A 24,438-nucleotide genomic window follows, 5' to 3' on the forward strand; every position below is an offset into this window, starting at 1 on the left:
CAACCTGGCTTTAGCGACGAGGGCCTCAAAGGATCTGAGGCCCGAATCGGTAAGTTCAGCTGCTTGCCTTCAACTGTGCGGCGCGATGATCCTGAGCCACGGCCAGCGAGCCTGATAACTCCTGGCCTTCTGATCGAACAAGTCCGGCCTGGGATTCCCTGGATTGATTCGAAGCAACCCTTGCTCTGTGTCGGCTAGGCCGTTGGGGGCATAGACCTCGCCGGTGGCGACATCCCAACCTATGCAGGTACCGGCAACCAGGTAGCGGTCGATCCCGTCTCGGGCAGACTGAAGCCTGGGATAATCCCCGCCGAACCGTTGGCTGTACCACAGGTGAACGCGCGCCTGATTCTTGACCTCAACGTTCACGTCGAGGTCGTTGAACAGATGCCGGGCTGACTGGATGACCTCATTCTCTGCCTCCCAGGACAGATCGTCATCGAAGTAAAAGACGTCGTAATCCTTCACGCCCCATTCTGGCGGTCGCTGCGACTGATGATTCCAGACGGCCTGGAACAGGCAACCGGCCGTGAGCATGCATTGGTTCAAGCCGAGCTCGGGCAAGCGTGTGTAAATTTGTGCGTTGACCGGATTGGTCATTGCGATCCTGACCAGGCTTTCGGCAGTCAATGTCATCTTCATCCCTTCCCTATCGATCTGATCCTGGCGACCGACAATACCCCCGCTGCTTTACAAATTCACGAAAAACACGGCACGGCCGATCTGGCGCCAATCATGGGTCATTCAAGGCTATGAAGTCGGTGCTGACTATGTGGATGACACTTTTGAAGTGAGCCGCCGCCGTGCCTGCCCCGATAATCGATAGCTTACTGACGAACTGTCGAGGTCAAGCATGACGAGCGCAAATATGGAACAAGTCAGCCCGGGAACACTGAGAAGAGTGATCGTCGCCGCCGGCATCGGCAATTTCGTCGAGTGGTTCGACTTTGCCGTCTATGGCTTTCTGGCCACGACCATCGCCCAGCAATTTTTCCCCAGCGGCGATGCCAGTGCGGCGCTGCTCAAGACCTTTGCGGTGTTCGCCGTGGCCTTCGCGTTTCGGCCCCTTGGCGGGATTTTCTTCGGCATGCTGGGCGACCGGATCGGCCGCAAGCGAACCCTGGCGATGACCATTCTGCTGATGGCAGGTGCGACGACCCTGATCGGTCTGCTGCCCACTTATGCGGCGATCGGAGTCATGGCGCCGATTCTGCTGTCGCTGATCCGTTGCGCCCAGGGCTTTTCGGCCGGGGGCGAATACGCAGGTGCCTGTGCCTACCTGATGGAGCATGCACCGAGCGACAAACGTGCCTGGTACGGCAGCTTCATTCCGGTGTCGACATTTTCCGCCTTCGCCGCGGCAGCCGTGGTGGCCTACGCGCTCGAGGCGTCATTGTCGGCCGAAGCCATGGGCAGTTGGGGGTGGCGCCTGCCGTTCCTGATTGCTGCGCCACTGGGCCTGGTGGGGCTTTACTTGCGCTGGAAGCTCGACGAGACGCCGGCATTCCAGGCGGTGACCCAGGAACATGCGGTCGCCCACTCGCCGCTCAAGGACACCTTGCGCAACCATGGGGCGGCGATCTGTTGCCTGGGTGCCTTCGTGTCACTGACCGCCCTGTCGTTTTATATGTTCACCACCTATTTCGCGACTTACCTGCAAGTCGCCGGTGGCCTGAGTCGCGCAACCGCGTTGCTGGTGTCACTGATTGCATTGCTGTTCGCCGCGGCGATCTGCCCGCTGGCCGGACTGTATTCGGATCGGGTCGGGCGTCGCATGACGGTGATGACGGCCTGCGCACTGTTGATCGTTGTCGTGTATCCATCGTTCCTGATGGCCAGCTCCGGCTCGTTCGCAGCGTCCGTCGTCGGCGTAATGCTCCTGGCGATTGGCGCGGTGTTGTGTGGCGTGGTGACGGCGGCCTTGCTCTCGGAAACCTTCCCGACCCGCACTCGATACACCGCCTCGGCCATCACCTACAACATGGCGTACACCCTGTTCGGCGGCACCGCGCCGCTGGTGGCGACGTGGCTGATCAGCACCACCGGCAGCAACCTGTCGCCGGCGTTCTACCTGATCGCGATCGCATTGCTTGCATTGGCGGGTGGACTGGCATTGCCGGAAACCTCGAGGATTTCCCTGCATGACGTGGTGGCGCAGGAGAAAGCCGAAGGCGTAGGTGCATCCGCCTGACACACGAAACGAGCCGGCAGCCGTCATGTCAACGAGGTTTCCCTCTGCGGCCTTTGACTGGCCAGCAAAACCCTGCACAATTGCCGGCTGTTTTTGGGGCTTTCACTGGTTTGGAGGCCGCTGGCTTGCCAGCGATGGTCGTTAACGATTACGCGTGTGACCTTGATAAACGCGGTCCCATGTAGGAGCTGGCCTGCCAGCGATGGTCGTCAACGATAACGCGGGTGAACTGGATAAACGCGGCTCCTGTAGGAGCTGGCCTGCCAGCGATGGTCGTCAACGATAACGCGGGTGAACTGGATAAACGCGGCTCCTGTAGGAGCTGGCTTGCCAGCGATGGTCGTTAACGATAACGCAGGTGATCTGGATAAACGCGGCGCACTGGAGTCCATCGCCAGCAAGCTGGCTCCTACAGTTTCCCAGTGTGGGCATAGTCCCCTGTGGGAGCTGGCCTGCCAGCGATGGTCGTTAACGATAACGCGGGTAATCTGGATGAACGCGGCGCGCTTGAGTCCATCGCCAGCAGGCTGGCTCCTACAGTAGTTCCCCGGGAATGCGTAAAGAATCTTTTTTTCGACAGGACGTCACTCGTGCAACGGATTGTTATTCTGGGCAATGCCGGCAGCGGCAAATCCACCCTCGCCCGCGCCCTCGGCAAGCGTCTGGGCCTGCCCGTGGTGCACCTCGATACCTTGTTCTGGGAGCCCGGCTGGGTCGAACCCGACGCGGAACAGTTCCGCACGCGGGTTAGCGCAGCAATCGCAGCGGATAGCTGGATTTGTGAAGGCAACTATGCCCGGCGCACCTTCGACCTGCGCCTGCCCCGGGCCGACCTGATCATCTGGCTCGATACGCCGCGACTCACCTGCTTCGCCCGGGTGATCCTGCGCAGCCTCATGAACCGTCCTCGCCCTGACCTTGCAGCCGGCTGCGCAGAGAAGCTCGACCGGGCGTTCCTGACGTTCCTTGAGTTCGTGTGGAATTTTGATCGAGGCTACCGCCCGGGTATCGAAGCGGTGCGCCTGGCCATGGGCCCGCGGATTCCCGTGGTGCATTTGCGCAATAGCCAGCAGATTGCCGCCTTTCTCCATGGCTTGCCCGCAATGCCTGGAACCTGCCTTGAATAGAGGGGCGACGACATCCGTCACCCGAGGTCATGCCTCGCGCCCCGAAACCGACTCAATTCGACGTCACGCATGATTCCACAGCGACATCGTGGACTTGTCATGAAATGAAAAGAAATTGTCGTCGAATGAATCTCCGTCAACCTCCCCCCTCCATAAATTCCTCTTCGGGCCCGCACGCGTTGAATCCCGTGATCTGACGACGGGCCCGTTCTGGTTTACAGGCTCAACATCATAATAATAATCCGAGGGGCCGCATCGTATGCGCGTGAATTTACCCGTAACCGAGCATGAAAGAGTATTTCCCGCCGAACAACGATTGATCTCCACGACCGATCTCGATAGCCGGATCACCTACTGCAATGAGGCCTTTGTTGCCATCAGCGGTTTCACCTACGACGAGTTGGTGGGCCAGCCCCATAACCTGGTTCGACACCCCGACATGCCTCCCGGGGTGTTCATTCACATGTGGCACACCATCAAGCAAGGCAAACCCTGGATGGGTATTGTGAAAAACCGCGCGAAAAATGGTGATTTCTATTGGGTCAGTGCCTACGTCACGCCCATTCATGAAAACGGACGCCTGAGTGGTTACGAGTCTGTTCGTTCACTGCCCAGCCGCGACCAGGTTCGTCGGGCAGCAGCACTCTATGCACGGATGCGGGCCGGCAAGCCCATCGTTTCGCTGAGCACGCGGATTTCCCGGCCGCTGCAACACGGCTGGCCGTTGCTGATCACTGGCGCAGTTTCATTGCTCGCCGAGCAGTGGCTGCCCAATGCGGCGGCACAGGGGCTGTTGGTGGCGAGCCTGTGTATGGCCTGGTACCTGATCGACTCCCGGCATCGCAGAGCTATCGAGCGTACCCTGGCCGAGCATCCGAAAGCCTTTTCCGATCCATTGGTCGCGCTCACCTACAGCGACAACCATGGTCCCCAGGGTCGTCTGGACATGGCCATGGTCAGTGAGGAAGCGCGCTTGCAGACCGCCCTGAGCCGACTTGTCGATGCCGGGGTCAATGTCAAGGCCAAGGCCGCGCAGTCATCCGAACTCTCCGGTTCGCAGGCGCAGTCGCTGGATCGTCAGCGCAGTGAAACCGATCAGTCAGCCGCCGCCATCTCACAGATGGCCGCCACCATCCAGGAAGTCACCCAGAACGTCATCAGCACCGCGCATGCCGCATCGGAGGCTGACCAGTTGACGCGTGAGGGCAGTGAGCTGGCCCGGCAAAGCCTGAGCGCCATGGAAACCATGCATGAGGCGGTCAACGAGATCGGTAAGGCGGTCAACGCACTGGCCAGTGAAACGCAATCGATCGGCAGTGTCGTGGATGTCATCACGTCGATTGCCGAACAGACCAACCTGCTGGCGCTCAATGCGGCGATCGAGGCGGCCCGGGCCGGTGAGCAAGGTCGCGGTTTTGCCGTGGTTGCCGATGAAGTGCGTTCCCTGGCACAACGCACTCGCACCTCCACCGAACAGATCCACGGCATCATTGCTTCGCTGTACGACGGTGCCGATCGCGCAGTGTCAACGGCCAGCCGTGGCGAGCAGATTTCCCGCGAAAGCATGCAGCGTGTCGAGGCGGTGCAGTCGGCGCTGATCGGCATCAGTCAGGCGGTCACCCGGATTACCGGGATGAGCCAGCAGATGGCCTCGGCGTCTGAAGAGCAAAGTCATGTGGCTGAAGACATCAATCAGCAGATCACGCGTATTGCCCAACTCTGTGATCACAGCGCCGGGCAGGCCAAACAAGGCGCCGCGATCAGCCAGGATCTTGAAGTCATGGCCGACTACCTGCACAGCCTGGCCGAGCGTTTTAACCGTTAGCACCTGCAAGGATCGGTCAACCCCGTTTGGATTCACACGCTACGCTACTGCCTGAAGCTTTCCTGCCATCAGGCATTAACGTAGCGAAAATGGGGGAATCAATCCGTGCAGGCACTCTTCGCGTTTCTCAATGCCAACCCCTACATGTTGCTGTTCCTGGTGGTGAGCCTGGCGGTGCTGATCGGCCGCTTCACCATTAAGGGTTATGGGTTGGGTACAGTCGGAGGCGCCATCGTGGTCGGCTGTGGCGTAGCCATCGCCGCCTCCCTCTATGGCATCACGTTCAAGCTCGACACGTTCACCATGAACCTCTTCTACTACCTGTTCATGTACGGGGTCGGGTTGCGCGTCGGTCCTTCCTTCCTCAATAGCCTGAAGGATGACGGGCTGAAGTTCACTGTCCTTGCGGTCATTTGCAGTGTGGTCAGTCTGGCCGTGGTGGTCCTGGGTACGCGTCTTTTCAATTTGCCGACTGGCGCGGCGGGCGGAATCCTCGCCGGGGCCACGACCATGTCATCCGCCATCGGCTCGGCGGAACAGGCGGTTGCCTCGGGTGCCGTGCACCTCGCACCGGGCGACACGGTCGAGGGGGTGTCGGCGATGATTACCCTGTCCTATGGCATTACCTACATCTGGGGCACCATCGGCATCGTACTGATGTGCAAATACATGCCGCGCTGGTGGGGTGTCGATGCGAAAGCGGCAGCCCGTGCCTATGAGGAACAGCATGGGATGCATGATCTCGAGGACGATGGCCTGACCGCAGACAAGGCCTTTGGCTTGCGCGCCTACCGCCTGGAAAACCCCACGACTGCCGGCCTCACCATCCGCGAATTTCTCGCTCGATACCCGGAATACCGCATCGTCAATGTGCACCGCGACGATGAATCGACAGGCGCCGATCCCGGCATCCAGCTGCAGTTGGGCGATGTGATTACCCTAGGCAGTACACGCAAGGGGCTGACGGCCAACATCGGCCTGATCGGCCCGGAGGTCGATGACGCCAGGGCACTCGCCGTACCCCTGGACCACGCGGAGATCCTGGTGACCGAGAAAGCCGTCATCGGCAAGAAGCTCAAGGAGTTCCGAGCGCTGGACCTGGCCGGGCAGCTTCAGTTGACTCGCATCCAGCGCGGCGGTGTACCGCTACCCGTCGGCCCGGAGACTTCGTTGCAACGTCGCGACGTGCTTTTCGTCACCGGCCTGTCCGGCGCCGTGCAACGCGCGGGCGAGTTGTTTGGCGTCATCGCCCGTCCCAGCAGCATGACCGATTTGTTGACACTGTTTGCCGGAATGACCCTGGGGCTGCTGATCGGCCTTATCCAGTTCCCCGCCTTTGGCGCTTCTGTGGGCCTCGGTAGCGCCGGCGGCCTGATGGTGTCAGGCATCATCGTCTCGTCACTGTCCTCGCGCCTGCGCTTCTTCGGCAATACGCCGAACGCCGCGCGCAACATCCTTGAGGACATGGGCCTGCTGGTGTTCGTTGCCATTGTCGGGATCAATGCCGGCGCCACCCTGCTCGCGCAATTGACGGGGACGCTCGCCGTGCAGATCTTCCTGGTAGGCTTCGTCGGCTGCATGCTGCCGCCGTTCGCCGTCTGGGTGGTCGGCTATCACGTGATGAAGATCAACCCGGCCGTATTGATGGGCGGCATGGCCGGCGCCCGCAGTCATTCCGGACCGTGCCTGGAAGCCGCGGCGGAGATCGGCAGCAACGTGCCCTGGGTTGGTTTTCCGGTAGCCTTTGCAGTCTCGGGAATCCTGCTGACAGTCCTCGGCTACTTCGCCATGGTCTTCGCCAATTGATGCTGACCATTAATCCGATGCCGCCTGCAGGCGTGATGCCGCTCACTGTAGGAGCGAGCTTGCTCGCGATGGACTCAAAGACGCTGCGTTTAGCCAGTAAACACGCGTTTTCGTTAACGACCATCGCGAGCAAGCTCGCTCCTACAAAACCCATCAGGGCAATGCATACACCCTGAACAGTCTCTTCACGGTAAGGTTGCTCCCGCCCAGATACTGGTCGTAGGCCTTCTCCACAAAGCCCGAGTAATAGGCTTCACTCAGGGCCGTATCGACCAGCAAGCGGAAGTCTTCGTCGTTGCGATCGACCATCATCGCTACCGGCGAGTACTCGAAAATGCGGTCCAGGATCATCAGGTTCTGCGCCGCACCTCCCTTGGCGACTTCATTTCGCAGCAGCATGCGTTCGGAGAAGAAGGCATCGGCCTTGCCCTCGGCGACCAGTTTGACGCCCTCGTCATTGTTGGCCACGGTCACCAGCGAGGCGATCACGTTGAGCAGGCGCATGCGTTCGCGAATCCAGTCTTCGGTCACCCCGCCCTCGAGGGTCGCGTAGGTCTGGTTGGACAGGCCATTGTTGATGCTGGCACGCCAGGTCGGTCCGTTGTAGGCGACCTCGCCGTTGAGCACCTTGAGCAACGGCTCGCCAGCGTCCTTGCGCACCACGACCGAGAGACCGGCGGTGTAGACCGGTATGGAGTAGCTGATCATCTTGCGCCGTTCCAGGGTGGGCGCGGTCGGCGTGCAGAGGATATCCACCTTGCCCTGGCTCACGGCACTGACCTGGTCCGCAACCGTGACCGGCTGGTAGTGCACTTGCAGGTCGGGCAGGCCCAGCTCGCTCTTGAGCTTGTCGGCGACTTTCAGGCACAGGTCGATGGCGTAACCGCTGGCCTTGTCGCCTTCCTGCTTGCTGAAGGGTGCCAGGTCCGGCAAGTAGCCCAGGGTAAAGGTGTGGCTGCTGCGTACGCGTTCAAGGGTGTTGGCGCCGGCCACCAGCGGCAGCGTCAAGAGTGCGAAGGCAAGCAGCAGTCTGGTGGTTGTGGCAAATGGTACGTTCATGTCCGGTTTCCCCGTATGCAGATGTCTGTGCAGTCCTGATGGCTACGCCTGAGGGTTTGCAGGCCTGGCCTGGCTGGCCGCTGGCACTTCGGTGAAGCGCTTGGCGAGGAATCCGTAGAGCAGGTAGCCGACAGCGAGTACCAGGGTGCCGCCCATCACTGCGTCCTTGCCGCAGGCATACAGGGCGTACAGGGAGTACGTGACGGCAATCAGCAAGACCACCACGTTACGCGTGCGAATCGCTGATGAGACCCCGGCCTTGTGCATGATCACCAGCAGGCCGGTCAACGCAGTGATGTAGGGGATCAGGTTGGTGACCGCCGCCAGGCTGACCAGCTTGCTGAACTGCGCGGCGGCGTCGGGCGAGATGGTCGACAGGGCCATGAGGGTTTGCAACACGCCACAGACGATCATGCCGACGACAGGCGCATTCATCGAGTTGACCTTGCTGAACAGCTTGAGGAACAGGTTCTGGTCAGCCGTCATCTTCGCCGTTTGCGCCAGGGTGAATTGCCAGCCCAACAGCGAGCCGACGCAGGCCATGACCGCCAGGGCCATGACGATATTGCCCACCATCGGACTGAATATCGTGGCGTAGACCAGCGCGAAAGGCGCCGAGGACTTGGCCAGTTCGGCGTTGGGAATGATGCCCTGGATGACGGTGGTCGACAGCACATAGACCACGGCGGCACCGAGGGTGCCGAACAGGCAGGCCAGCGGCACGTTGCGCTTGGGGTTTTCCACGGCATCGGTGGCCTGGGCCGCCGACTCCATGCCCAGGAAGGCCCACAGGGTCAGGGGGATGGCTTTGCTGATGGCTTCTGAAATCGGCAGGCTGTTGGGGTTCCAGGCGGCGGCCAGCACATCGGGCTTGAACCAGAACCAGCCGATGATGCTCAGGCCCGCGACCGGAATGATCACGCCCCACACCGTGAACGCGCCGATCTTGCCGGTGATGCCCGGGCCACCGAAATTGGCGAAGGTGGTCAGCCAGATCAACGAGATCGTGCCGATGCACAGTGGAATGGCCCCCGTGCCCAGCCAGGGCACGAAGGCCGTCATGTAGCCCACCGCGGAAATGGCCACGGCCACGTTGGCGATGGCCAGGGACAGGAAGTACAGATAGGAGCAGAGGAAAAACCCCGACTTCGCATGGGCTTCTTCGGTGTAGGCGGACAAGCCGCCGGAACGCGAACAGAAGACTCCGCATTGGGCAAAGCAGTAAGCAATGGCCATCGAACCGATCGCCGTGAAGATCCATGACAGCAGCGAGACCGCACCCAGTTGAGCCATGTTGGTGGGCAACATGATGATGCCCGAGCCCATCATGTTGACCGTTACCAGCGTCGTGAGCCCCATCAGGCTCATTTTCTTGCTTGAATCAGCCATCGCAAACTCCTTGCCTTGTTCAGAGTTTTGAACCTGGGCCTGGCGACGTGCAGTACGCGGCCGGACAGGGCTAATGCTTGATCAGACCTTGAACCTGTAAACGCACCGCATTGCTGGCAGGGATTTTCAAAGCGTTCATCACCAGAATTTCTCGGTCTGTCCGACGTTGAGGTTCCTGGGACGAATATCTGTGGAGGCATCATGTCCCGGGGCCAGGAGCGATTGCCCTATTGGGTATAGTTCAAATTTACAATCTGTTACTTCTTGCTGAATGAAACACCCCATAGGTTGCGTCCAACCTGTGGGGTGCTGCTCATCCAGCCGTCAGGTGCGCCCTGCGGAACCTGTAACGGGCAGGTTCCCAAGCAATTTGAGCCCGGTGCTCTTCACGAAAGTGTCGTAGTCCATCGGCTTCTGGATACGGGTTTCAGCATTGGGCAGTACGTAGGCCCAGGCACGTTTGGACGAAGCGTCGTACACCAGCTTGAACAGGCGCGTCGGCACCCAGACCTGGTTGTCGCCGATGGTCGAGTGGCCTGGATCGAAGAGTGGGCCGGTAAAGACAAACACGTTGCCATCGGCTCGCGTGGCAAACTTCCTGACATCCGACTCGACCTTGCTCCAGATCTTGCGGTTGTTGGTCGGGTCTTGCGGCACCATGTTCGACAGCGCAAAGGATTGGGCCATTGCCTTGGGGTTCGGTGCATCGGCTGCCGGGGATTGATGGCCACGGTCCACGGCCGGATGCTGGCTGCGGTAGTCGCTCAACTCTGCACGCCCACCCTTGGGAATGCGTGGGTCCGGGTAGAACTGGTTGGTACGCTCCTCCCCTTTGGCATCCCGCAACTGGGCCGCATTCAGGCGTTCGACCACCACCAGCGGAGTCTTGCTGGTTTGCGAGTACAGCACCGCGAAATTGTCGGAACACAATGCCAGGGGTTTCATGGATGCAGGCACAGTGGCGGTGTTGATCGGTTTCGCTGCCGGGAACAGCTCTGCACAGCCATCGAACGAGGCCTGTTTCTGTTTGCTTGAGTAGAGGTCCAGGGCCGCGCTCTGGCTGATCGAGCCTGAGCGGGACGCTTGTTCGTGTTGCGCGGCGGGTGGCTTGAGGAGGTCCAGCAGACTGCGGGCTTGCGCCCCGGGCGAGAGCAAAACAAGGGCCGACAGCCCAACTGCAATTTTGCGTAGGTGCATGAGTTAAATCTTCGAAAGGAATTGAGGGGTAAACGTACGGCGAGTCCCGATTCACGGAGCCGGGTGGAGGGGGGGGCTGATTATGTGGCGGCGAGCATGCTTTCACTGTCCTTGATCAAATGACCGATGCGGGGCCGGTCGGTTCGACCGCTGAGGGTCGTGCGGGGGTTATGGACCATGACAAAACCGGTTAGTGCAATGCCGCACCCGGCACTCTTGCTATTGTGACGCCGGGGTGGATGACATATCCAGCACCCCTCGCTACCCTTTCGCATCCGGGTGCCTGACAGCGATTCAGGCCAGACCACATTCCATCCAGACGAACGAAAAATGAAATCCTCCGCAGGTTTGCTGTTGTCGCGTATCGAGCTGGACCGTGCCAGTTCCATCCCCTTGTACCGCCAACTCTACTTGCAGATTCGCAAACAGATTCTCAGTGGCAGGCTTCAGGGCGGCGTGCGTCTGCCGTCCACGCGGACCCTGAGCAAGGAGCTTGAGCTGTCGCGAATCAGCATTCTCAATGCGTTCGATCAACTGATTGCCGAAGGCTTCCTGACGTCGCGGACCGGGGCCGGGACTTACGTCGGCCATGAATGGGAAGGCCGCGGCATTGATGACGAGCACCCGCGCCAGCCGCCTCGCCTGTCCGACCTGAGCCAGTCGATGCTGTCGTTGCGCAGCGATCATTTTCGCGGCGTTTCCTATGCCGACTGGGCGACCGGCAGCCCGACGTCGTTCCTGCCCAGTCACAGCGCCTACGATGCGTTCCCGCAATCGGTCTGGAAGCGCCTGTTGAACCGCCACCTGCACAAGCCGACCAAGGCCATGCTCGGCTATGGCGAACTGCAGGGGTTGCTGGCCCTGCGCGAGGCGATTGCCGAGTACGTCTTCGATGCCCGCGGCATTGATTGCAGTGCCGAGCAGGTGGTCATCGTGTCCGGCGCCCAGCAAGCCTTCAACCTGCTGGGTATGCTCTTGCTCAATCCACAGGACAGTTTCTGGATGGAAGATCCGGGGCATATCGCGGCGCGCATTGCGCTCCAGGCCCAGGGTGGCCAGGTCGTGCCGTTGCGTATCGACGAACAGGGGATCGATGTCCGGCAAGGCCTGGCGTTGTGTCCTGACGCCCGCCTGGTGTTTACCACGCCTTCTCGCCAGCATCCCCTGGGCGTCACCATGAGTTATGGGCGACGCCAGGAACTCATCGACTGGGCCGCGCAGAATCAAAGCTGGATCATCGAGGACGATTGCGACAGTGAGTTTCGCTACAACGGCCGCCCCTTGCCGGCACTCTATGCCATGGACCAGTGGGCCCGGGTCATCTATGCCGGGACCTTCAGCAAGGTGCTCTTCCCCTCGCTGCGACTGGGGTACGTGATACTGCCGAACGCCCTGGTCGAACCCTTCTGCACCCTGCGGGCGGTGATGGATCGCAGCCCGCCCACCCTGCTTCAGGCCGTCACGGCGGACTTCATGCGCGAAGGCCACTTCCTCGGCCATATTCGCCGCATGCGCGCCCTGTACCAGGCTCGCCAGCAGGCGCTGGTCGAACAGCTGCAGAAACAGCTGGGGACTTTCTTCAGGATCACCCCGGTGGAAGCCGGCATGCACCTGATCGCCTGGTTACCCGCGCATCTCGACGACGACGCCCTGGCCAGGGAGCTCGGCCAGCATGGCATTCACACCTATCCCCTGAGCGACTATTGCCTGGAGCACGTCTTGCCGCCGGCGCTGCTGATCGGCTTTGCCAGCACCCCCGAGGACCAGGCCCAGGCGCGGGTCGAAGCGCTGGCCCAGGCCCTGGACAAAATGGGCTACCTACAACCGGCCACTTGACGCCGGGCAAGTGGTCTTATGATTTAACTGATAATGGATCTATCGAGAGTTCCTGACTGGCGCGATAAAGGCTGCGCCGGTAGACCCGGTGTCTGAACCAGGAACGACTCGAATGAACAATAAGATCCAGGAACGATTCAACGCCTTGCTCAGCCATAAGGCTGTCGAGGCCGAGGCTCCCCCGCTACTGACCGAGGCACTGGCGCGCCAGTTGCTCGACCGACTTGGGCAACTGCGCCTGTTTGCCCATGCCTACCCCTTGCTGACCAACCTGACCCACGGCCGTGTCACCCCTGGCGACCTGCTGGACTTCGCCTATCGCCACGAACTCCAGGGCCTGAGCCTGCACCTGCTCGACGGTGAGGAAAACAGCCTGAGTCAAATGACAGACGCGCAGCTTCAGGCCTTCGCGGCCAAGGCCAATGCCCTCGGGCTGGACGTGCATCTGGAAATCAGCAGCACCCTGAAAAAAGATATCGATCAAGTAATCGCCATTGCCAAGGCGCTGGGCACCCGCAACATCCGTGTCTACTCACGCTACGAAGGGGCACTGTCCCGGGTCATGGACGTGATCGAGTCCGACCTGCACTACCTCGCGCAACAGGCAGACAAACACGACCTGTTCTTCGACTTCGAGCAGCACGAGGAACTCAAGAGCGGCGAGATCGCGCAACTGCTGAGCCGGCTGAACCACCCGCGCCTGCACGCCCTGTTCGACTTCGGCAACATGATCAACGCCTGCGAGCAGCCCCTTGCGGCACTGCGCGCCCTGGCCCCGCACATACGCCAGGCCCACCTCAAGGGTGTGCGCATCGTGCCTGAGCAAAACGGCTTCGGGCATTACGGCGTGCTGCAAGGCAGTGACGAAGACGACCTGCCCAACGCACGCATGCTGTTCGAACTGCTGATGCTCGGCGAATCAACCCCGCAAGTGATCGCCTTCATTCTCGAGCAGGAAAACCACTACGTGGCACCGGCGTTCCGCCAGCTCGACGAAGCCACCGACCCGTTCATTGCGTACCGGGAAATGAGTGAAACAGCGCTGCCGCAAGGCTTCTCGCTGGAGCGAATGCTGGCCGATGAACACCGTTGGGCAAACAACCAGGTCGCCTATGTACGAGGTCTGCTGGCCGAGTTCCGAACCCTGGCCGAGTTGACCCTGGCCCATTGCGCTGACGCCTGAACCTGACGTGCCGAGCGGCACTGCCTACCCCAATACGCCTGGAGAACAATAATGACATCCCATGACAAGGCCAAATGGCTCAGATTCCTGATTCTCATCCTCGGTGGCGGCACCATCTACAAGCTGGCGAATCTCAAAGATGCCTTCTACATCCCCATGCAGGAATTCATGGGGCTGTCCCACACTGAAATCGGCGTGCTGCTGAGCGCCAACGCCATCATCGCCACCGCGCTGTTCGTGGTGGGCGGCATGCTCGGCGACCGGTACGACACGCGCAAGCTGATCCCCCTCGGCCTGATCGGTACCGGCGGCCTGGGGCTTTACCTGGCGACCTTTCCGCCCTTCAGCAATCTGCTGGTTGTGTTCTGCCTGCTGGCCGTGTGTGCCGACTGCATCTTCTGGCCTTCGCTGCTCAAGGCCATCCGCAACCTGGGTGACGATAAGGAACAGGGGCGCCTGTTCGGCCTGCTCGAAGGCGGGCGTGGCGTCATTGATACCCTGGTCGCGTTCTCTGCGCTGGGCGTCTTCGTCGCCATGGGCTCCGGTGAAAACGGCTTGAAGTCGGCGATCCTGTTCTATTCGGTCATCGACATTCTTGCCGGCACCCTGACCTGGCTGCTGCTCAAGAGCGGCAAAACCCAGTCGACCGTCAAGCCGAAGAACGGACTGTCGAACCTGCTCGAGGCGATCAAGGTGCCGGGCATCTGGCTGGTCAGCCTCAACGTGTTCATGGTCTACATCGTCTACTGCGGCCTGACCTATTTCATTCCCTACCTCAAGGACATGTACGAACTGCCCGTGGCCCTGGTGGGCGCTTACGGGATCATCAACCAGTACTTCCTCAAGATCCTCGGTGGCCCCGCTGGTGGCTTCATTGCCGACAAGCAGTTCAAGAGTTCCAGTCGTTATCTGAAGTGGGCCTTCCTGGCGTTGTTGCCGCTGATGGGCGTCATCATGCTCATCCCGAAAAGCCCGGGTTTCATCTACGCAGGCATGGCGGCCACCCTCTCCTTCGCGCTGATCGTGTTTTCCATGCGCGGTGTGTTCTGGGCACCGATGGGTGAAGTCGGCATTCCCCAGCACATCACGGGCTCGGCCTTTGGCATTGGTTGCCTGATCGGCTATGCGCCGGGCATGTTTGCCTACGTCATCTATGGCGCGATACTCGACCACTTCCCGGGTCAACAAGGCTACAACTACGTCTTCTCGTTGATGAGCCTGCTAGCCATTATCGGATTCATGGTGTCGAGCCTGCTGTATCAAGCGGTGCGCAAGAACGCCACGGTCACTGGTGAGCTCAGCGCCGCGCAAGCCTGAACATAGGCCGGGTTTACCCAGTTCATACCCGTTATCGTTAACGACCATCGCTGGCAAGCCAGCTCCTACAAAGGACCGTGCCCACGCTAAAACTGTAGGAGCCAGCCTGCTGGCGATGGACTCCAGTGCGCCGCGTTTATCCAGTTCACCCGCGTTATCGTTAACGACCATCGCTGGCAAGCCAGCTCCTACAAAGGACCATGCCTACGCTAAAACTGTAGGAGCCAGCCTGCTGGCGATGGACTTGAATGCGCCGCGTTTAACCAGGTCACCCGCGTTATCGTTAACGACCATCGCTGGCAGGCCAGCTCCTACAAAGGACCGTGCCCACGCTAAAACTGTAGGAGCCAGCCTGCTGGCGATGGACTCCAGTGCGCCGCGTTTATCCAGTTCACCCGCGTTATCGTTAACGACCATCGCTGACGAGCCAGCTCCTACAAAGGACTGCGCCCACGCTGAAAACTGTAGGAGCCAGCTTTATACGTGTTGCAATGCAACGCCGTGCGGCGGTAACCGGTGCCTCCCGGTTACCGCCGCACCGACGCCAGCATCAGATGTGGCGGGTATTCCACCCGTGAAGCTGTCGGATCGTCATGCAGTGATCTACTGTCAGTCATAGGCTTGGCGTCAATCTCCAGATGGGCGTTGAACTGCCGGGTTTGCAACCGACCTGTCTCGATGATCAGGGAACCGGACCTATGGCAAAAAATGCAAAAGCGGAATCCGAAAACCAGACGTTCACCGCGCGGCAAGCCGAGGCGCAGGACGAACCAGCCCCTGTTGGCGATGTGAATCGCAATGGCCTCTGGCGTACATGGATCAGGGGCCGGGCGCGCAAGCTGAGTCACTCGACCCAGTTTGTCATTGCCGCTGCGGTGATCCTGGGGCTGACCATGTTTTTCGTCGGCAATCTGGTGAGCGTGCGCATAGAAAGTGCCGCGGTACATAGCGCAGCAGAAGCAGGCGCTCAGTACATGGATACGTTTCTGGAGCCCTTTGTGCAGGAGTTGAGCCAGGACAACACCTTATCGGCTGCAAGTATCCAGTCCCTGGACCGCCTCACGGAAAGTCGTTCGCTGAAACAGCACATTGTCTCGATCAAAATCTGGCGAGCAGATGGCACGGTGGTCTACAGCACGAACAAAGACATCACTAACGTTCAATTCCCGCTGGATGAGATCACCGAGGCACTCAAGGGCAAAGTGGTCACCGATCTTCAAGAACTGACCCAGGATGAGAACGTGTTCGAGCGCCAGCTCAACGTCCCGCTCTATGAAATCTACGCGCCCCTGCGGGATTCGCGCTCCGGGAAAATCATCGCGGTGGGCGAATTCTATGAAAAGGCCGACAGCCTCAGGCGCGAGATCAATCGGGTTCGGGAAGAGGTATGGGGGGTCGTCGGCGCCGCGACACTGGCCATGCTGACCCTGCTTTTCTTCATCGTGCGACGCGGCGACAAGATTATCCAGCAACAGCAGGTGGCACTGCACTTGCGGCTGATCGAACAAACCCGTTTGCACATCAGCAATGCTGAACTCCAGCACAAGATGGCAACGGCTACCCAGGAGTTTTCCCGAGTCAACGAGCTCACCTTGAGGCGCATTGGCGCAGACCTGCACGATGGGCCCGCGCAGCTATTGACCTTGATTCTGATCCGGCTCGACGACGTGGCCGAAAACTGCACGGCGGTCGATCAGGAATCGCTGGAAACCATCCGTGCCGCCGCCACCGACGCATTGCGTGAGGTCCGCGATTTATCACGAGGCCTGGCACTTCCGGAAATCAACGACGTGAGCCTGGTGGAAGAGTTGCAACTGGTGGCGCAACGGCACGAGCAACGCACTGGCACCAAGGTCACATTGACCCTGGGGCAGCTACCCAAGGCCGCGCCATTGCCGCTCAAACTCTGTTTGTACCGGTTTGTGCAAGAAGCCCTCAACAACGCTTACCGGCACGCCAACGGCGAGGGCCAGGTCATCCTGGCGAAGTACATCGATGGCGTATTGAACATCAGCGTCAGGGACAGTGGCCCAGGCATGGCCGCGGACGCGATGCAGCTCGAGAAATCCGGTAGAACCCGATTGGGACTCGCCGGTTTGCGTTATCGCGTCGAATCGCTGGGCGGGTTGTTCAGCATCGACTCCTGCGACACGGGTACGTCGGTCAATGCACAGTTCAAACTCTAGTCAGGCGCCGCTTCGGCATCCATTGGCGCTTTCGCCGCGCCGATGTGAAGGTGGCCGATAGCTTCGCGCTCCCGGTAGTGGCGCAGAGCCGTGACCGCTTCGACTCGATTTCGCGCGTTCAGCTTCTGCATCACACAGCCCATGTGGTGCTTGACGGTTTTTTCGCTGATCAACAGCTTGTCCGCCACTTCCCTGTTGGTCAGCCCCTTGGACACTTCACGAATGACCTCTTCCTCGCGGTGGGTCAGATCGAACTTGCGGGTTTCCGCTTCGTGCTTCTTGATGTTGCTCAGCAGTTTGTTGGCAAACTCGGGGGTGATATACGACTCACCCTTGGCAACCGTCCTGATCGCCAGCACCAGTTCCGGCCCGCTGACACCTTTCAATACATACCCGCGTGCCCCGGCCTCCAGTGCCAGGAAGGCATCATCCTCGGACTCCGAAACGGTCAGCATCAGCACCCTCACATCCGACAGCTGTGTGGAAATGAAGCGCACCGCGGCGAACACGTCACCCGGCATATTGACGTCCATCAACATCACGTCCGGACGCTCCTTCTGCGCAATATCCATGGCATCCTGCGCATTGGAACCTTGCTCCACGACCTGAAGATCCGCCCGTTTTCTCAACGTATTGGCCACACCCTCACGCAACATCGGGTGATCGTCGGCAATGCCGATGCGAATGAATGGACTCATGAGACGCTCCCGCAAGAATAAGCATTCGGATACACATTGATTAATAGCAGGGAACCCGTGAAGCCGCCGGTCATCAGTCGTATGTACCGGGCTCCAGTCGTCCGGATATTCGACTTAGGTCGGATGCAATCAGAACCTGAACAAGTAAAAAATCTTACAAAGCACTTTATATTTCTATTTCAACGCTTTGTTTTAAATGGGTTTGAGCATACAAAAAAACTGAAACCTTCATAAAATCCGGATCCGTCTTCAATCCGACCAGCAGTCGCCCTGCAACACTTGGGTACAGGCGACCAAAGCACCCGGCATAACCAGGCCCGACGTCAAACGCGACAAATTTCCAACGTGGCGCGTAACCCGCCAGCAATGCGGTTCTCCAGTTTGATCTGTCCACCCAGGCGAACCGCAATGGCCTTGACGATGGTCAGCCCCAACCCTGCCCCCTGATCATTTGCGCGACTGTAGAAACGCTCGAAAAGCCGATCACGATCCTGCTCATCGATACCAGGTCCCTCATCTTCGACAGACAGTTCGTAGCCCTTGCTCTTTTCGACCAGTTTTACCGTGATCACTCCGTGCCGGGGGGAGAAGTTCGCCGCGTTGGTGACCAGGTTGTTCAAGGCAATGTCGATGGCCGCAGGGTCGACCCTCGCAAGGCCGATGTCGTCGCTGACATCGAAAACCAGTTCAAGGTCCTTGCTCAACAACCAGGGCGTCAATTGGACCAGGCTGTCGCGAACCGTGGCTGCCAGATCGACAGGTACAGGCGGTTGCGCGCCTGCTTTAGGCTCGATACGGGCCATCGTGAGCAATTGATTAACCAGCCGGCTGGTACGGTCCACTCCGGCAATCAAGTGCTCAAGCGACGCACGACGCTCCCCTTCGCTCCCCGCTTCCATCAGGTTCTGCGCATGCACCCTGAGCACGGCCAGGGGGGTGCGCATTTCGTGGGCGGCATCGGCGATAAAACGTCGCTCACGTCCCATGACTTCCTGAATCTGCGCAAGCATACGGTTAAGGGCCGCCTGCATCGGCTCAAGCTCCGTAGGCAGCGGTGTCAATTGCAGGGGTTCGAGTGAACCGGGGTGCCTCGCGCGCAGTGTTGCAGCCATGTTGACCAGCGGTTTCAATCCCCAACCGATGGCCAGCCAGAGCATGGCGGCCAGTATCAAGCTCCCCAGAATATTAGGCCACAAGGTGTGGCGTACGATGCGGTCCACCAGGTCCATTCGCACATCGTCCCGTTCGCCCACCCAGATCCGCAGGTTGTTCTGCTTGTCTTCAAGCAGGAAGGCCCGCCAATGCCGGTTGTTCAGGTCGACGACGTCGCTGAAGCCTGGTGTGACCGGGGGTTGGCTGAAGGACGGAGAACTGGCGGTATGTACCAGCACTTCACTCCTGGCATTCCAGACCTGAAACGCAATCTTCGTTTCATACGGATGCCCCTCGTCCCTGGGCGTCGCCTCGTTCAAGGCCTGGTTGAAAGCCTGGTACAGGTCTGCGTGATCCTTGCTCACCATGGGCATACGCATGACGCCTTGCAGCAGGCGAGCATTCTGGGCCAGTTGGGCATCATAGACTTCGGCAATTTCATGGTTGCTGTCGTGCAGGTTCAGCACGCTGATCACCGCCAGACCTGCGAGCATCAGGCCAATGATCAGGGTCAGGGTGCGACGCCGGATCGAGGTCATCGACGCTCCTCCACCAGATAACCGATACCGCGGACGGTGCGAATCAGGTCGGTGGAGAGCTTCTTGCGCAGGTGATGGATGTGCACTTCCAGCGTGTTGCTTTCGGCCTCCTCGCTCCAGCCGTACAGCAACTGCATCAGATGATCGCGAGTCATTACCCGCCCCGGTGGCGAGAGCAGTTCGTGGAGCAACTGGTATTCCTTGGGTGTCAGGGCCACCGGTTCGCCTTTGTAGCTGACTTGCTGGGTGCCGGGGTTCAGGCTGATACCCGCGTGCTCGATCAGCGATTGCCCACGCCCGGCGCTGCGCCGAAGCAACGCACGCAGGCGCGCCTTCAATTCTGCCAGGTCGAAAGGCTTGATCAGGTAGTCATCGGCGCCGGCATCCAGGCCGGCGATGCGGTCTTCGGTGGCATCGCGCGCCGTCAGGATCAACACAGGCAGGTTGGAGCCGCTGTCACGCAAGCGCCTGAGCACTTCGAGACCGTCCATGCGTGGCAGGCCAAGGTCGAGCACCGCCAGATCAAAGATTTCACTGAGCAGCGAGTGCAAGGCACTGTTGCCGTCCTGCAACCAGTCGACGGTATAACCTTCACGGCGCAGGGCCTGATGAATGCCCTCGCCGAGCGCCACGTCATCCTCTACGAGTAATAAACGCACAGGGTCTCCTGTCAGCCGAGTTTCTTGTTCACGTCCACCAACAGCGCTTCGATCTCCTTGCGGCGCCCGGCATCAGCGCTCTCGCGGCCAGGTCGGGGCGCTGCCTGCAAGGCTTTTTGCAACGCTGCCCTGGCTTCGACATACCGCTTCTGACGGTAGAGGTGATCGCCCCAGAAGTACAGGCTGTCGATGCCGTTGGGGTTTATTTGCAATGCCAGCTTGAGCAACTGCTCGGCCTTGTCCGCATCGCCGAAACCGATGGGCCAGCCCGGTACGCGGTCATACAGGGCCCCCAGACTGGTATAGGCAGAGCCTTGCAGGGCCTTGGGGTCCAGGGCCAGGGCTTTTTCCAGATCGACTTTGGCATCCTTGACCTTGCTCAGCGCACCCAGCCCTCCCTGGGCGCCCGCCCAGCTACTGGTGACGATGCCAGACCAGATCCACGCCTCCGCCACCGTTTGGCGTTCCTGCTTGAAGCTCGAAGCCTGGGCGGCCAGCTTTTCAAAAGCCGCAGTGCGTTGTCCCTCGGGCAACTCGTACTGAATGTGCGCCCAGCTTTGCTGGATACCGTTGAGACGCTGCTGGTCGGCAGCATCCAGCGCCCAGACACTTTGGCTCAATGCGCTCAGCAACAGGCAAGCGATGATCTTTTTCATGGTTCGAGATTCTCCTGGTCGGGTTTCTGGCTCAGGCGGCGGATCAGTGGCAATTGCTTGCGCAACCCACGGTCCACCAGATGGGGCAGGAAGCTGTTCAGGCGTACAAAAAAACGCTCGGGCCAGCCCAGGTACAAGTCGCGACGGTCACCGGCAATGGCGTGAATCACCGCGGCCGCCACGGTTTGCGGATCGTCGACATTGGCCTTGAGCGCATCATTGAGCGCTTGGGCTGCCGGGCTGTTCATGCCGGTACGGGTCGCTCGCGGGGCGACGTAAAGCACACTGACCCGGGTGTCCGCCAGCTCTCGGCGCAGGGCTTCGGAGAACCCGCGCAGGGCAAACTTGGTGGCGCAGTAACTGGCGTAGCCGGGGTAGCCAATGGAGCCATAGGTCGAACCGACGTTCACCACCATGGCACTGTCGGCTTGCTTGAGCAGTGGCAGCATCAGTTTTGTCAGGCATATCGGCGCACTGATGTTCACCGCGAGCATCGAATTGATTTCACTGTCGTCGAGTTGTTCGAGCATGGCGAAATGGTTGACCCCGGCGGCATTGATCAACAGGTTGATTCCGCCGACGCTCTGGGCCCGAATCAGCACCTTACCGCGGTCGGACAGTAACGTCAGGTCTGCACGGATCCAACACAGATTATCGGGATATCGCTCAAGCAGCGGCACCAGGGGCTCTCGATGACGAGCCACGGCCAGCACCTGGGCACCACTGGCGCACAGTGCAGTGGCGATGGCCAGGCCGATGCCGCCACTGGCACCGGTCAACACGACGCGGGCTTCAGACAGGCGCATGCAGGTTCTCCCCGTTACGCGGCAAGCCACGAAACATATCGGCGTAGAGCCGGTACACCACTTTGGAGGCATGAATGACGGCGGCCTGGTCGTGCGGGTCATCCAGAGTGTCCATCAGTCGACGGTAGGTCTGCATATGTTCGATATCCAGCGAACCGTGGGAACTGAGGTAGCTGAAGGCGCTTTCCGGCAAGTCCAGGCGCTGGCGAATACTGCCGGCGGCGTGGGTCGCCAAGGCGATGCTCGTGCCTTCTAGCACGTTGACCATGCCGAACAGTCCCACCGGGTTGTCCCTGGCAATCAGGTCGTAGAGGAAACTGACCATCAATTCGATCGGCAATGACGGGCGCCCGTCCCGTACAGCGTCCCTGTCACCGCCGCAGGCTTGAATGTCATTGAGCACCCATTGTTCGTGGCCATATTCGTCCTCGATGTATTCACAGACCGCTTCGCGCAGCCATTCCAGACGCAATGGCAGGCGCGCCCCGCAGGCCATCATCAACGGCACGGTATGGCGTACGTGGTAATAGGCCTGTGCCAGAAAGGCCCGGTAACTTTCCAGGCTGACGTCGCCCTGCAGCGCATCACGGATGATCGGCAGGTTGAACAGCTCATTGCGTTCTTGCTCAGTGGCTTGTTGCAACGTGTCAAAAAAGCTCATGGTGCGGATTCCTCGGAAAATACAGATTCGGTCAATTGCCGCCGGTAGCACTCGATGATGGCGTCACGGCGGGGCCGGCCATTGGCGGTGAGCAAACCGTTGGTGGCACTGAAGGGTTGGTCGAGCCGACTCCAGTGGCGGACCTGGGCGTACTCGGGTAAAGACTCGTTGGCCTGGGCCACGGCGGCGGCCAGTTGTTCGTCGGTACAATCCGGGCGATGCGGCCACAGCAGCGCATGGTTGTGGGGCATCGCCTCGCCATAGACGAAGGCCTGGGCGACAGGCCCGCGCTGGGTCAATTCGGCTTCCACCCACTCGGGATTCACATTGCGCCCGAAACTGGTCACGAACTGATGCTTTTTGCGTCCCTTGAGGTAGAGAAAACCTTCGGCGTCGAACTCGCCGAGATCGCCACTGGGCCACCACTGCGCGGTGTGCGGCGCCTCTCCCAGATAGCCCAGCAAGGTTGAACCCTTGATCAGCACTTCTCCGTCATCTGCCAGGCGAATCTCCACATGGGGCAATGGCCGTCCGACACTGCCGGGGCGCCGAGCTTGCGGGCGATTGAGGCACACTACCGATGCGCACTCGGACAACCCGTAACCTTCATAGACAGGTATGCGCACACGTTCAGCGCGATGCAGTAGATCTTCACTGACCCGGGCACCGCCCACGGCGGCAAAACGCAGGTGCTGTGGGTCGAAAGCCTTCTGCTCGGCAGCACCGACCAGCATCAGCAACAACTGCGGCACCAGGACCAGGCTCTGGGGGGAGCGGCTGGCCAGGCAACCCAATAGTTTCGGCACTTCCACACCGCTGGCGCCTGCAATCCCCAGGGTTTTCTGGCTGGGCAGGCTCAAGGTGGCCCCGGCATACACAGCGGCGTAACAACCGATGTTCTCCAGCAAAATGGCCAGCGGCAGCAGCGCCAGGTGGTGTTGCGGGTCGGTGGGTTGGCTGGCCAGATCCAGCTCGCGAGCGACCCGCAGAATGCTGTCGGCACTCAAGCACACGCCCTTGGGTGTGCCTGTGGTGCCCGAGGTGAAGGTCAACTTCGCGGTGCCTTCAGGCATCCGGTTCGGGCCACTGAACGTGCGGTGCCAGAACTCGCCGCACTTCAGATATCCAGCGGCTTGCAGTTCGTCCTGCAATGGCGGCTCGGCAATGACGTGCTCGGCCTGGCTCTGCTCCAGGCAATGCTTGCGTTGCGCCGGACTGAAAAAAGGCGGCAAGGCCACGCAGGTCAACCCCTCGAACAGCGCGGCCAGGTCCCAGAGCAGGGCTTCGATACCATTGTCCAGGGCCAGGGCGACCACCCTGACCCGTTCATCACGCAGGCGCTGCTGACGATAAATGACCTCGGTATAGAGCGTGGCGTAGTCGAGCTTGCGATGATCGTCCCACAGGGCAATGGCGATGGCTTTTTGCTCAGCATGATTACGCAGGGTCTGTTTGAAATGCTCCATTTCAGGCGACATGGCAGGCACCTTCAATGGAGGTCGGCAAGCCCAGGCGACTGAACAGGCCGATGTTGCGCAAATGAATGAACCCGGAGCGGATATTGCCGAAATGAACCCACGGCTTACTTTCGTAGTAATTGCCCCAGGCGTGGCGGTCGTCGCCCAGGCGCGCCGGATCGGCAGCACACAGGGTCACGGGCTTCAAGCCAAGGCGATGAAAGCTATTGACCAGCCCCACGTTTCCGGTAAAGGCGACCCATTCCAGCCCCCCCATGGCCAGCAGGAAGGTCATCGCGATGATGCTCATCCGCGCGCTGCCGGTGTCGCTGGCAGCCAGGTTGCCGACCTCGACGATGGCTGAGCGGCTTACGGTGTGGTCGGCCGCGGCACTGATCAGCGGATCGATCGCCTCATCCAGGTAACCTTCCAGAAACAGCGGTCCACTGCTCGCCAGACGCACGCCAACCACCGCGCAAAGCGTGCCGGACGCATCGCTCATGCCAAACAGCTCCGGCATGAAGTGGCGAACATCGGCACCGTGGGCCCGACGAAACCGTTGCTGGATAAAGGCTTCGAAGACACACCTTTGCGGGGCGTCCGGCAAGGCCCTGACAAGATGCATCTGCTGTGCTTCGGTCAAGCCAAAGCGCAGGGGCAACTGAACGTTCCAGTTGAAAGCGGACATTGAAAA

20 protein-coding genes and 1 pseudogene are annotated in these 24,438 nt (G+C 60.2%); 9 read left to right on the forward strand and 12 right to left on the reverse strand.

The features are described 5' to 3' along the window. Positions 1-69 precede the first annotated feature (69 nt). Positions 70-636 carry a nucleotidyltransferase family protein gene (locus tag CD175_RS06330; RefSeq protein WP_167399502.1) on the reverse strand — a complete coding sequence of 189 codons (567 nt, stop codon included), beginning with the start codon at positions 634-636 and terminating at the stop codon, positions 70-72. Positions 637-853: 217 nt separating this feature from the next. On the opposite strand from CD175_RS06330, the gene CD175_RS06335 reads away from it, so the two are divergent. The 5 genes and pseudogenes from CD175_RS06335 (at position 854) to CD175_RS06350 (ending at position 6,949) form a co-directional block, all read left to right on the forward strand. Further along, positions 854-2,191: an MFS transporter gene (locus CD175_RS06335; protein ID WP_104448162.1), complete on the forward strand. Its 1,338-nt coding sequence runs from the start codon at positions 854-856 to the stop codon at positions 2,189-2,191. Between the two features lie 590 nt (positions 2,192-2,781). Beyond that, positions 2,782-3,318: an AAA family ATPase gene (locus CD175_RS06340; protein WP_104448826.1), complete on the forward strand. Its 537-nt coding sequence runs from the start codon at positions 2,782-2,784 to the stop codon at positions 3,316-3,318. A gap of 259 nt (positions 3,319-3,577) precedes the next feature. After that, positions 3,578-3,856, forward strand: a pseudogene (locus CD175_RS32055) (PAS domain-containing protein); the annotation flags it as partial. Positions 3,857-4,108: 252 nt separating this feature from the next. Further along, a complete protein-coding gene (locus CD175_RS06345; protein WP_420849098.1) occupies positions 4,109-5,143 on the forward strand; it encodes a methyl-accepting chemotaxis protein in 1,035 nt (344 codons plus the stop codon). Between the two features lie 105 nt (positions 5,144-5,248). After that, entirely contained in the window at positions 5,249-6,949 is a 1,701-nt protein-coding gene (locus tag CD175_RS06350) for an aspartate:alanine exchanger family transporter (protein WP_104448164.1), read from the forward strand. 153 nt (positions 6,950-7,102) lie between these two features. Here the strand turns inward: CD175_RS06350 and CD175_RS06355 are convergent, their stop codons facing one another. The 3 genes from CD175_RS06355 to CD175_RS06365 all read right to left on the reverse strand — a co-directional run bounded on the left by CD175_RS06355 (position 7,103) and on the right by CD175_RS06365 (position 10,594). Further along, the gene (locus tag CD175_RS06355) at positions 7,103-8,008 is read right to left on the reverse strand and encodes an amino acid ABC transporter substrate-binding protein (protein ID WP_104448165.1); all 906 of its coding nucleotides are present in this window, start codon (positions 8,006-8,008) and stop codon (positions 7,103-7,105) included. Between the two features lie 42 nt (positions 8,009-8,050). After that, entirely contained in the window at positions 8,051-9,397 is a 1,347-nt protein-coding gene (gene potE, locus CD175_RS06360) for a putrescine-ornithine antiporter (protein WP_104448166.1), read from the reverse strand. Between the two features lie 324 nt (positions 9,398-9,721). Further along, the gene (locus CD175_RS06365; RefSeq protein ID WP_104448167.1) at positions 9,722-10,594 is read right to left on the reverse strand and encodes a DNA/RNA non-specific endonuclease; all 873 of its coding nucleotides are present in this window, start codon (positions 10,592-10,594) and stop codon (positions 9,722-9,724) included. 330 nt (positions 10,595-10,924) lie between these two features. Between CD175_RS06365 and pdxR the strand changes: the two genes are divergently transcribed. The 4 genes from pdxR (at position 10,925) to CD175_RS06395 (ending at position 17,116) form a co-directional block, all read left to right on the forward strand. Continuing rightward, positions 10,925-12,430 carry a MocR-like pyridoxine biosynthesis transcription factor PdxR gene (gene pdxR / locus CD175_RS06370; protein ID WP_104448168.1) on the forward strand — a complete coding sequence of 502 codons (1,506 nt, stop codon included), beginning with the start codon at positions 10,925-10,927 and terminating at the stop codon, positions 12,428-12,430. A gap of 112 nt (positions 12,431-12,542) precedes the next feature. Further along, the gene (locus CD175_RS06375; protein ID WP_104448169.1) at positions 12,543-13,613 is read left to right on the forward strand and encodes a sugar phosphate isomerase/epimerase family protein; all 1,071 of its coding nucleotides are present in this window, start codon (positions 12,543-12,545) and stop codon (positions 13,611-13,613) included. 51 nt (positions 13,614-13,664) lie between these two features. Continuing rightward, positions 13,665-14,930, forward strand: a complete 1,266-nt coding sequence (locus CD175_RS06380; protein ID WP_104448170.1) for an MFS transporter — start codon at positions 13,665-13,667, stop codon at positions 14,928-14,930. Positions 14,931-15,628: 698 nt separating this feature from the next. Further along, positions 15,629-17,116 (forward strand): sensor histidine kinase, encoded by a 1,488-nt coding sequence (locus tag CD175_RS06395; protein WP_104448173.1) that lies wholly within the window; start codon positions 15,629-15,631, stop codon positions 17,114-17,116. Here the strand turns inward: CD175_RS06395 and CD175_RS06400 are convergent. The 8 genes from CD175_RS06400 to CD175_RS06435 form a co-directional block, all read right to left on the reverse strand. Then, positions 17,113-17,814, reverse strand: coding sequence for a response regulator (locus tag CD175_RS06400; RefSeq protein ID WP_104448174.1), 702 nt, complete (start codon positions 17,812-17,814; stop codon positions 17,113-17,115). The genes CD175_RS06395 and CD175_RS06400 overlap by 4 nt on opposite strands. Positions 17,815-18,137: 323 nt before the next feature. After that, on the reverse strand, positions 18,138-19,505 hold the full coding sequence (locus CD175_RS06405; protein WP_104448175.1) for a sensor histidine kinase: 1,368 nt from the start codon (positions 19,503-19,505) through the stop codon (positions 18,138-18,140). Next, positions 19,502-20,164, reverse strand: coding sequence for a response regulator (locus CD175_RS06410; protein ID WP_104448176.1), 663 nt, complete (start codon positions 20,162-20,164; stop codon positions 19,502-19,504). Before CD175_RS06410 ends, CD175_RS06405 begins: the two co-directional genes overlap by 4 nt. Before the next feature lie 11 nt (positions 20,165-20,175). Further along, positions 20,176-20,820: a tetratricopeptide repeat protein gene (locus CD175_RS06415; RefSeq protein WP_104448177.1), complete on the reverse strand. Its 645-nt coding sequence runs from the start codon at positions 20,818-20,820 to the stop codon at positions 20,176-20,178. After that, a complete protein-coding gene (locus CD175_RS06420) occupies positions 20,817-21,626 on the reverse strand; it encodes an SDR family oxidoreductase (protein ID WP_104448178.1) in 810 nt (269 codons plus the stop codon). Before CD175_RS06420 ends, CD175_RS06415 begins: the two co-directional genes overlap by 4 nt. Next, positions 21,613-22,287 (reverse strand): iron-containing redox enzyme family protein, encoded by a 675-nt coding sequence (locus CD175_RS06425; protein WP_104448179.1) that lies wholly within the window; start codon positions 22,285-22,287, stop codon positions 21,613-21,615. The genes CD175_RS06420 and CD175_RS06425 overlap by 14 nt, the downstream gene beginning before the upstream one ends. Beyond that, entirely contained in the window at positions 22,284-23,765 is a 1,482-nt protein-coding gene (locus tag CD175_RS06430; RefSeq protein ID WP_104448180.1) for an AMP-binding protein, read from the reverse strand. Before CD175_RS06430 ends, CD175_RS06425 begins: the two co-directional genes overlap by 4 nt. After that, the gene (locus tag CD175_RS06435; protein WP_104448181.1) at positions 23,755-24,432 is read right to left on the reverse strand and encodes a thermostable hemolysin; all 678 of its coding nucleotides are present in this window, start codon (positions 24,430-24,432) and stop codon (positions 23,755-23,757) included. Before CD175_RS06435 ends, CD175_RS06430 begins: the two co-directional genes overlap by 11 nt. Between the last annotated feature and the right edge of the window lie 6 nt (positions 24,433-24,438).

This window comes from Pseudomonas laurylsulfatiphila (genome assembly GCF_002934665.1).
GTDB lineage: Bacteria > Pseudomonadota > Gammaproteobacteria > Pseudomonadales > Pseudomonadaceae > Aquipseudomonas > Aquipseudomonas laurylsulfatiphila.

Coding starts and splice junctions, on each gene's coding strand:
- CD175_RS06355 (WP_104448165.1), bottom strand. CDS start 8,008: ATGAACGTACCATTTGCCACAACCACCAGACTGCTGCTTGCCTTCGCA.
- CD175_RS06415 (WP_104448177.1), bottom strand. CDS start 20,820: ATGAAAAAGATCATCGCTTGCCTGTTGCTGAGCGCATTGAGCCAAAGT.
- CD175_RS06430 (WP_104448180.1), bottom strand. CDS start 23,765: ATGTCGCCTGAAATGGAGCATTTCAAACAGACCCTGCGTAATCATGCT.
- CD175_RS06335 (WP_104448162.1), top strand. CDS start 854: ATGACGAGCGCAAATATGGAACAAGTCAGCCCGGGAACACTGAGAAGA.
- CD175_RS06375 (WP_104448169.1), top strand. CDS start 12,543: ATGAACAATAAGATCCAGGAACGATTCAACGCCTTGCTCAGCCATAAG.
- pdxR (WP_104448168.1), top strand. CDS start 10,925: ATGAAATCCTCCGCAGGTTTGCTGTTGTCGCGTATCGAGCTGGACCGT.
- CD175_RS06425 (WP_104448179.1), bottom strand. CDS start 22,287: ATGAGCTTTTTTGACACGTTGCAACAAGCCACTGAGCAAGAACGCAAT.
- CD175_RS06330 (WP_167399502.1), bottom strand. CDS start 636: ATGACATTGACTGCCGAAAGCCTGGTCAGGATCGCAATGACCAATCCG.
- CD175_RS06420 (WP_104448178.1), bottom strand. CDS start 21,626: ATGCGCCTGTCTGAAGCCCGCGTCGTGTTGACCGGTGCCAGTGGCGGC.
- CD175_RS06380 (WP_104448170.1), top strand. CDS start 13,665: ATGACATCCCATGACAAGGCCAAATGGCTCAGATTCCTGATTCTCATC.
- CD175_RS06395 (WP_104448173.1), top strand. CDS start 15,629: ATGGCAAAAAATGCAAAAGCGGAATCCGAAAACCAGACGTTCACCGCG.
- potE (WP_104448166.1), bottom strand. CDS start 9,397: ATGGCTGATTCAAGCAAGAAAATGAGCCTGATGGGGCTCACGACGCTG.
- CD175_RS06400 (WP_104448174.1), bottom strand. CDS start 17,814: ATGAGTCCATTCATTCGCATCGGCATTGCCGACGATCACCCGATGTTG.
- CD175_RS06365 (WP_104448167.1), bottom strand. CDS start 10,594: ATGCACCTACGCAAAATTGCAGTTGGGCTGTCGGCCCTTGTTTTGCTC.
- CD175_RS06405 (WP_104448175.1), bottom strand. CDS start 19,505: ATGACCTCGATCCGGCGTCGCACCCTGACCCTGATCATTGGCCTGATG.
- CD175_RS06435 (WP_104448181.1), bottom strand. CDS start 24,432: ATGTCCGCTTTCAACTGGAACGTTCAGTTGCCCCTGCGCTTTGGCTTG.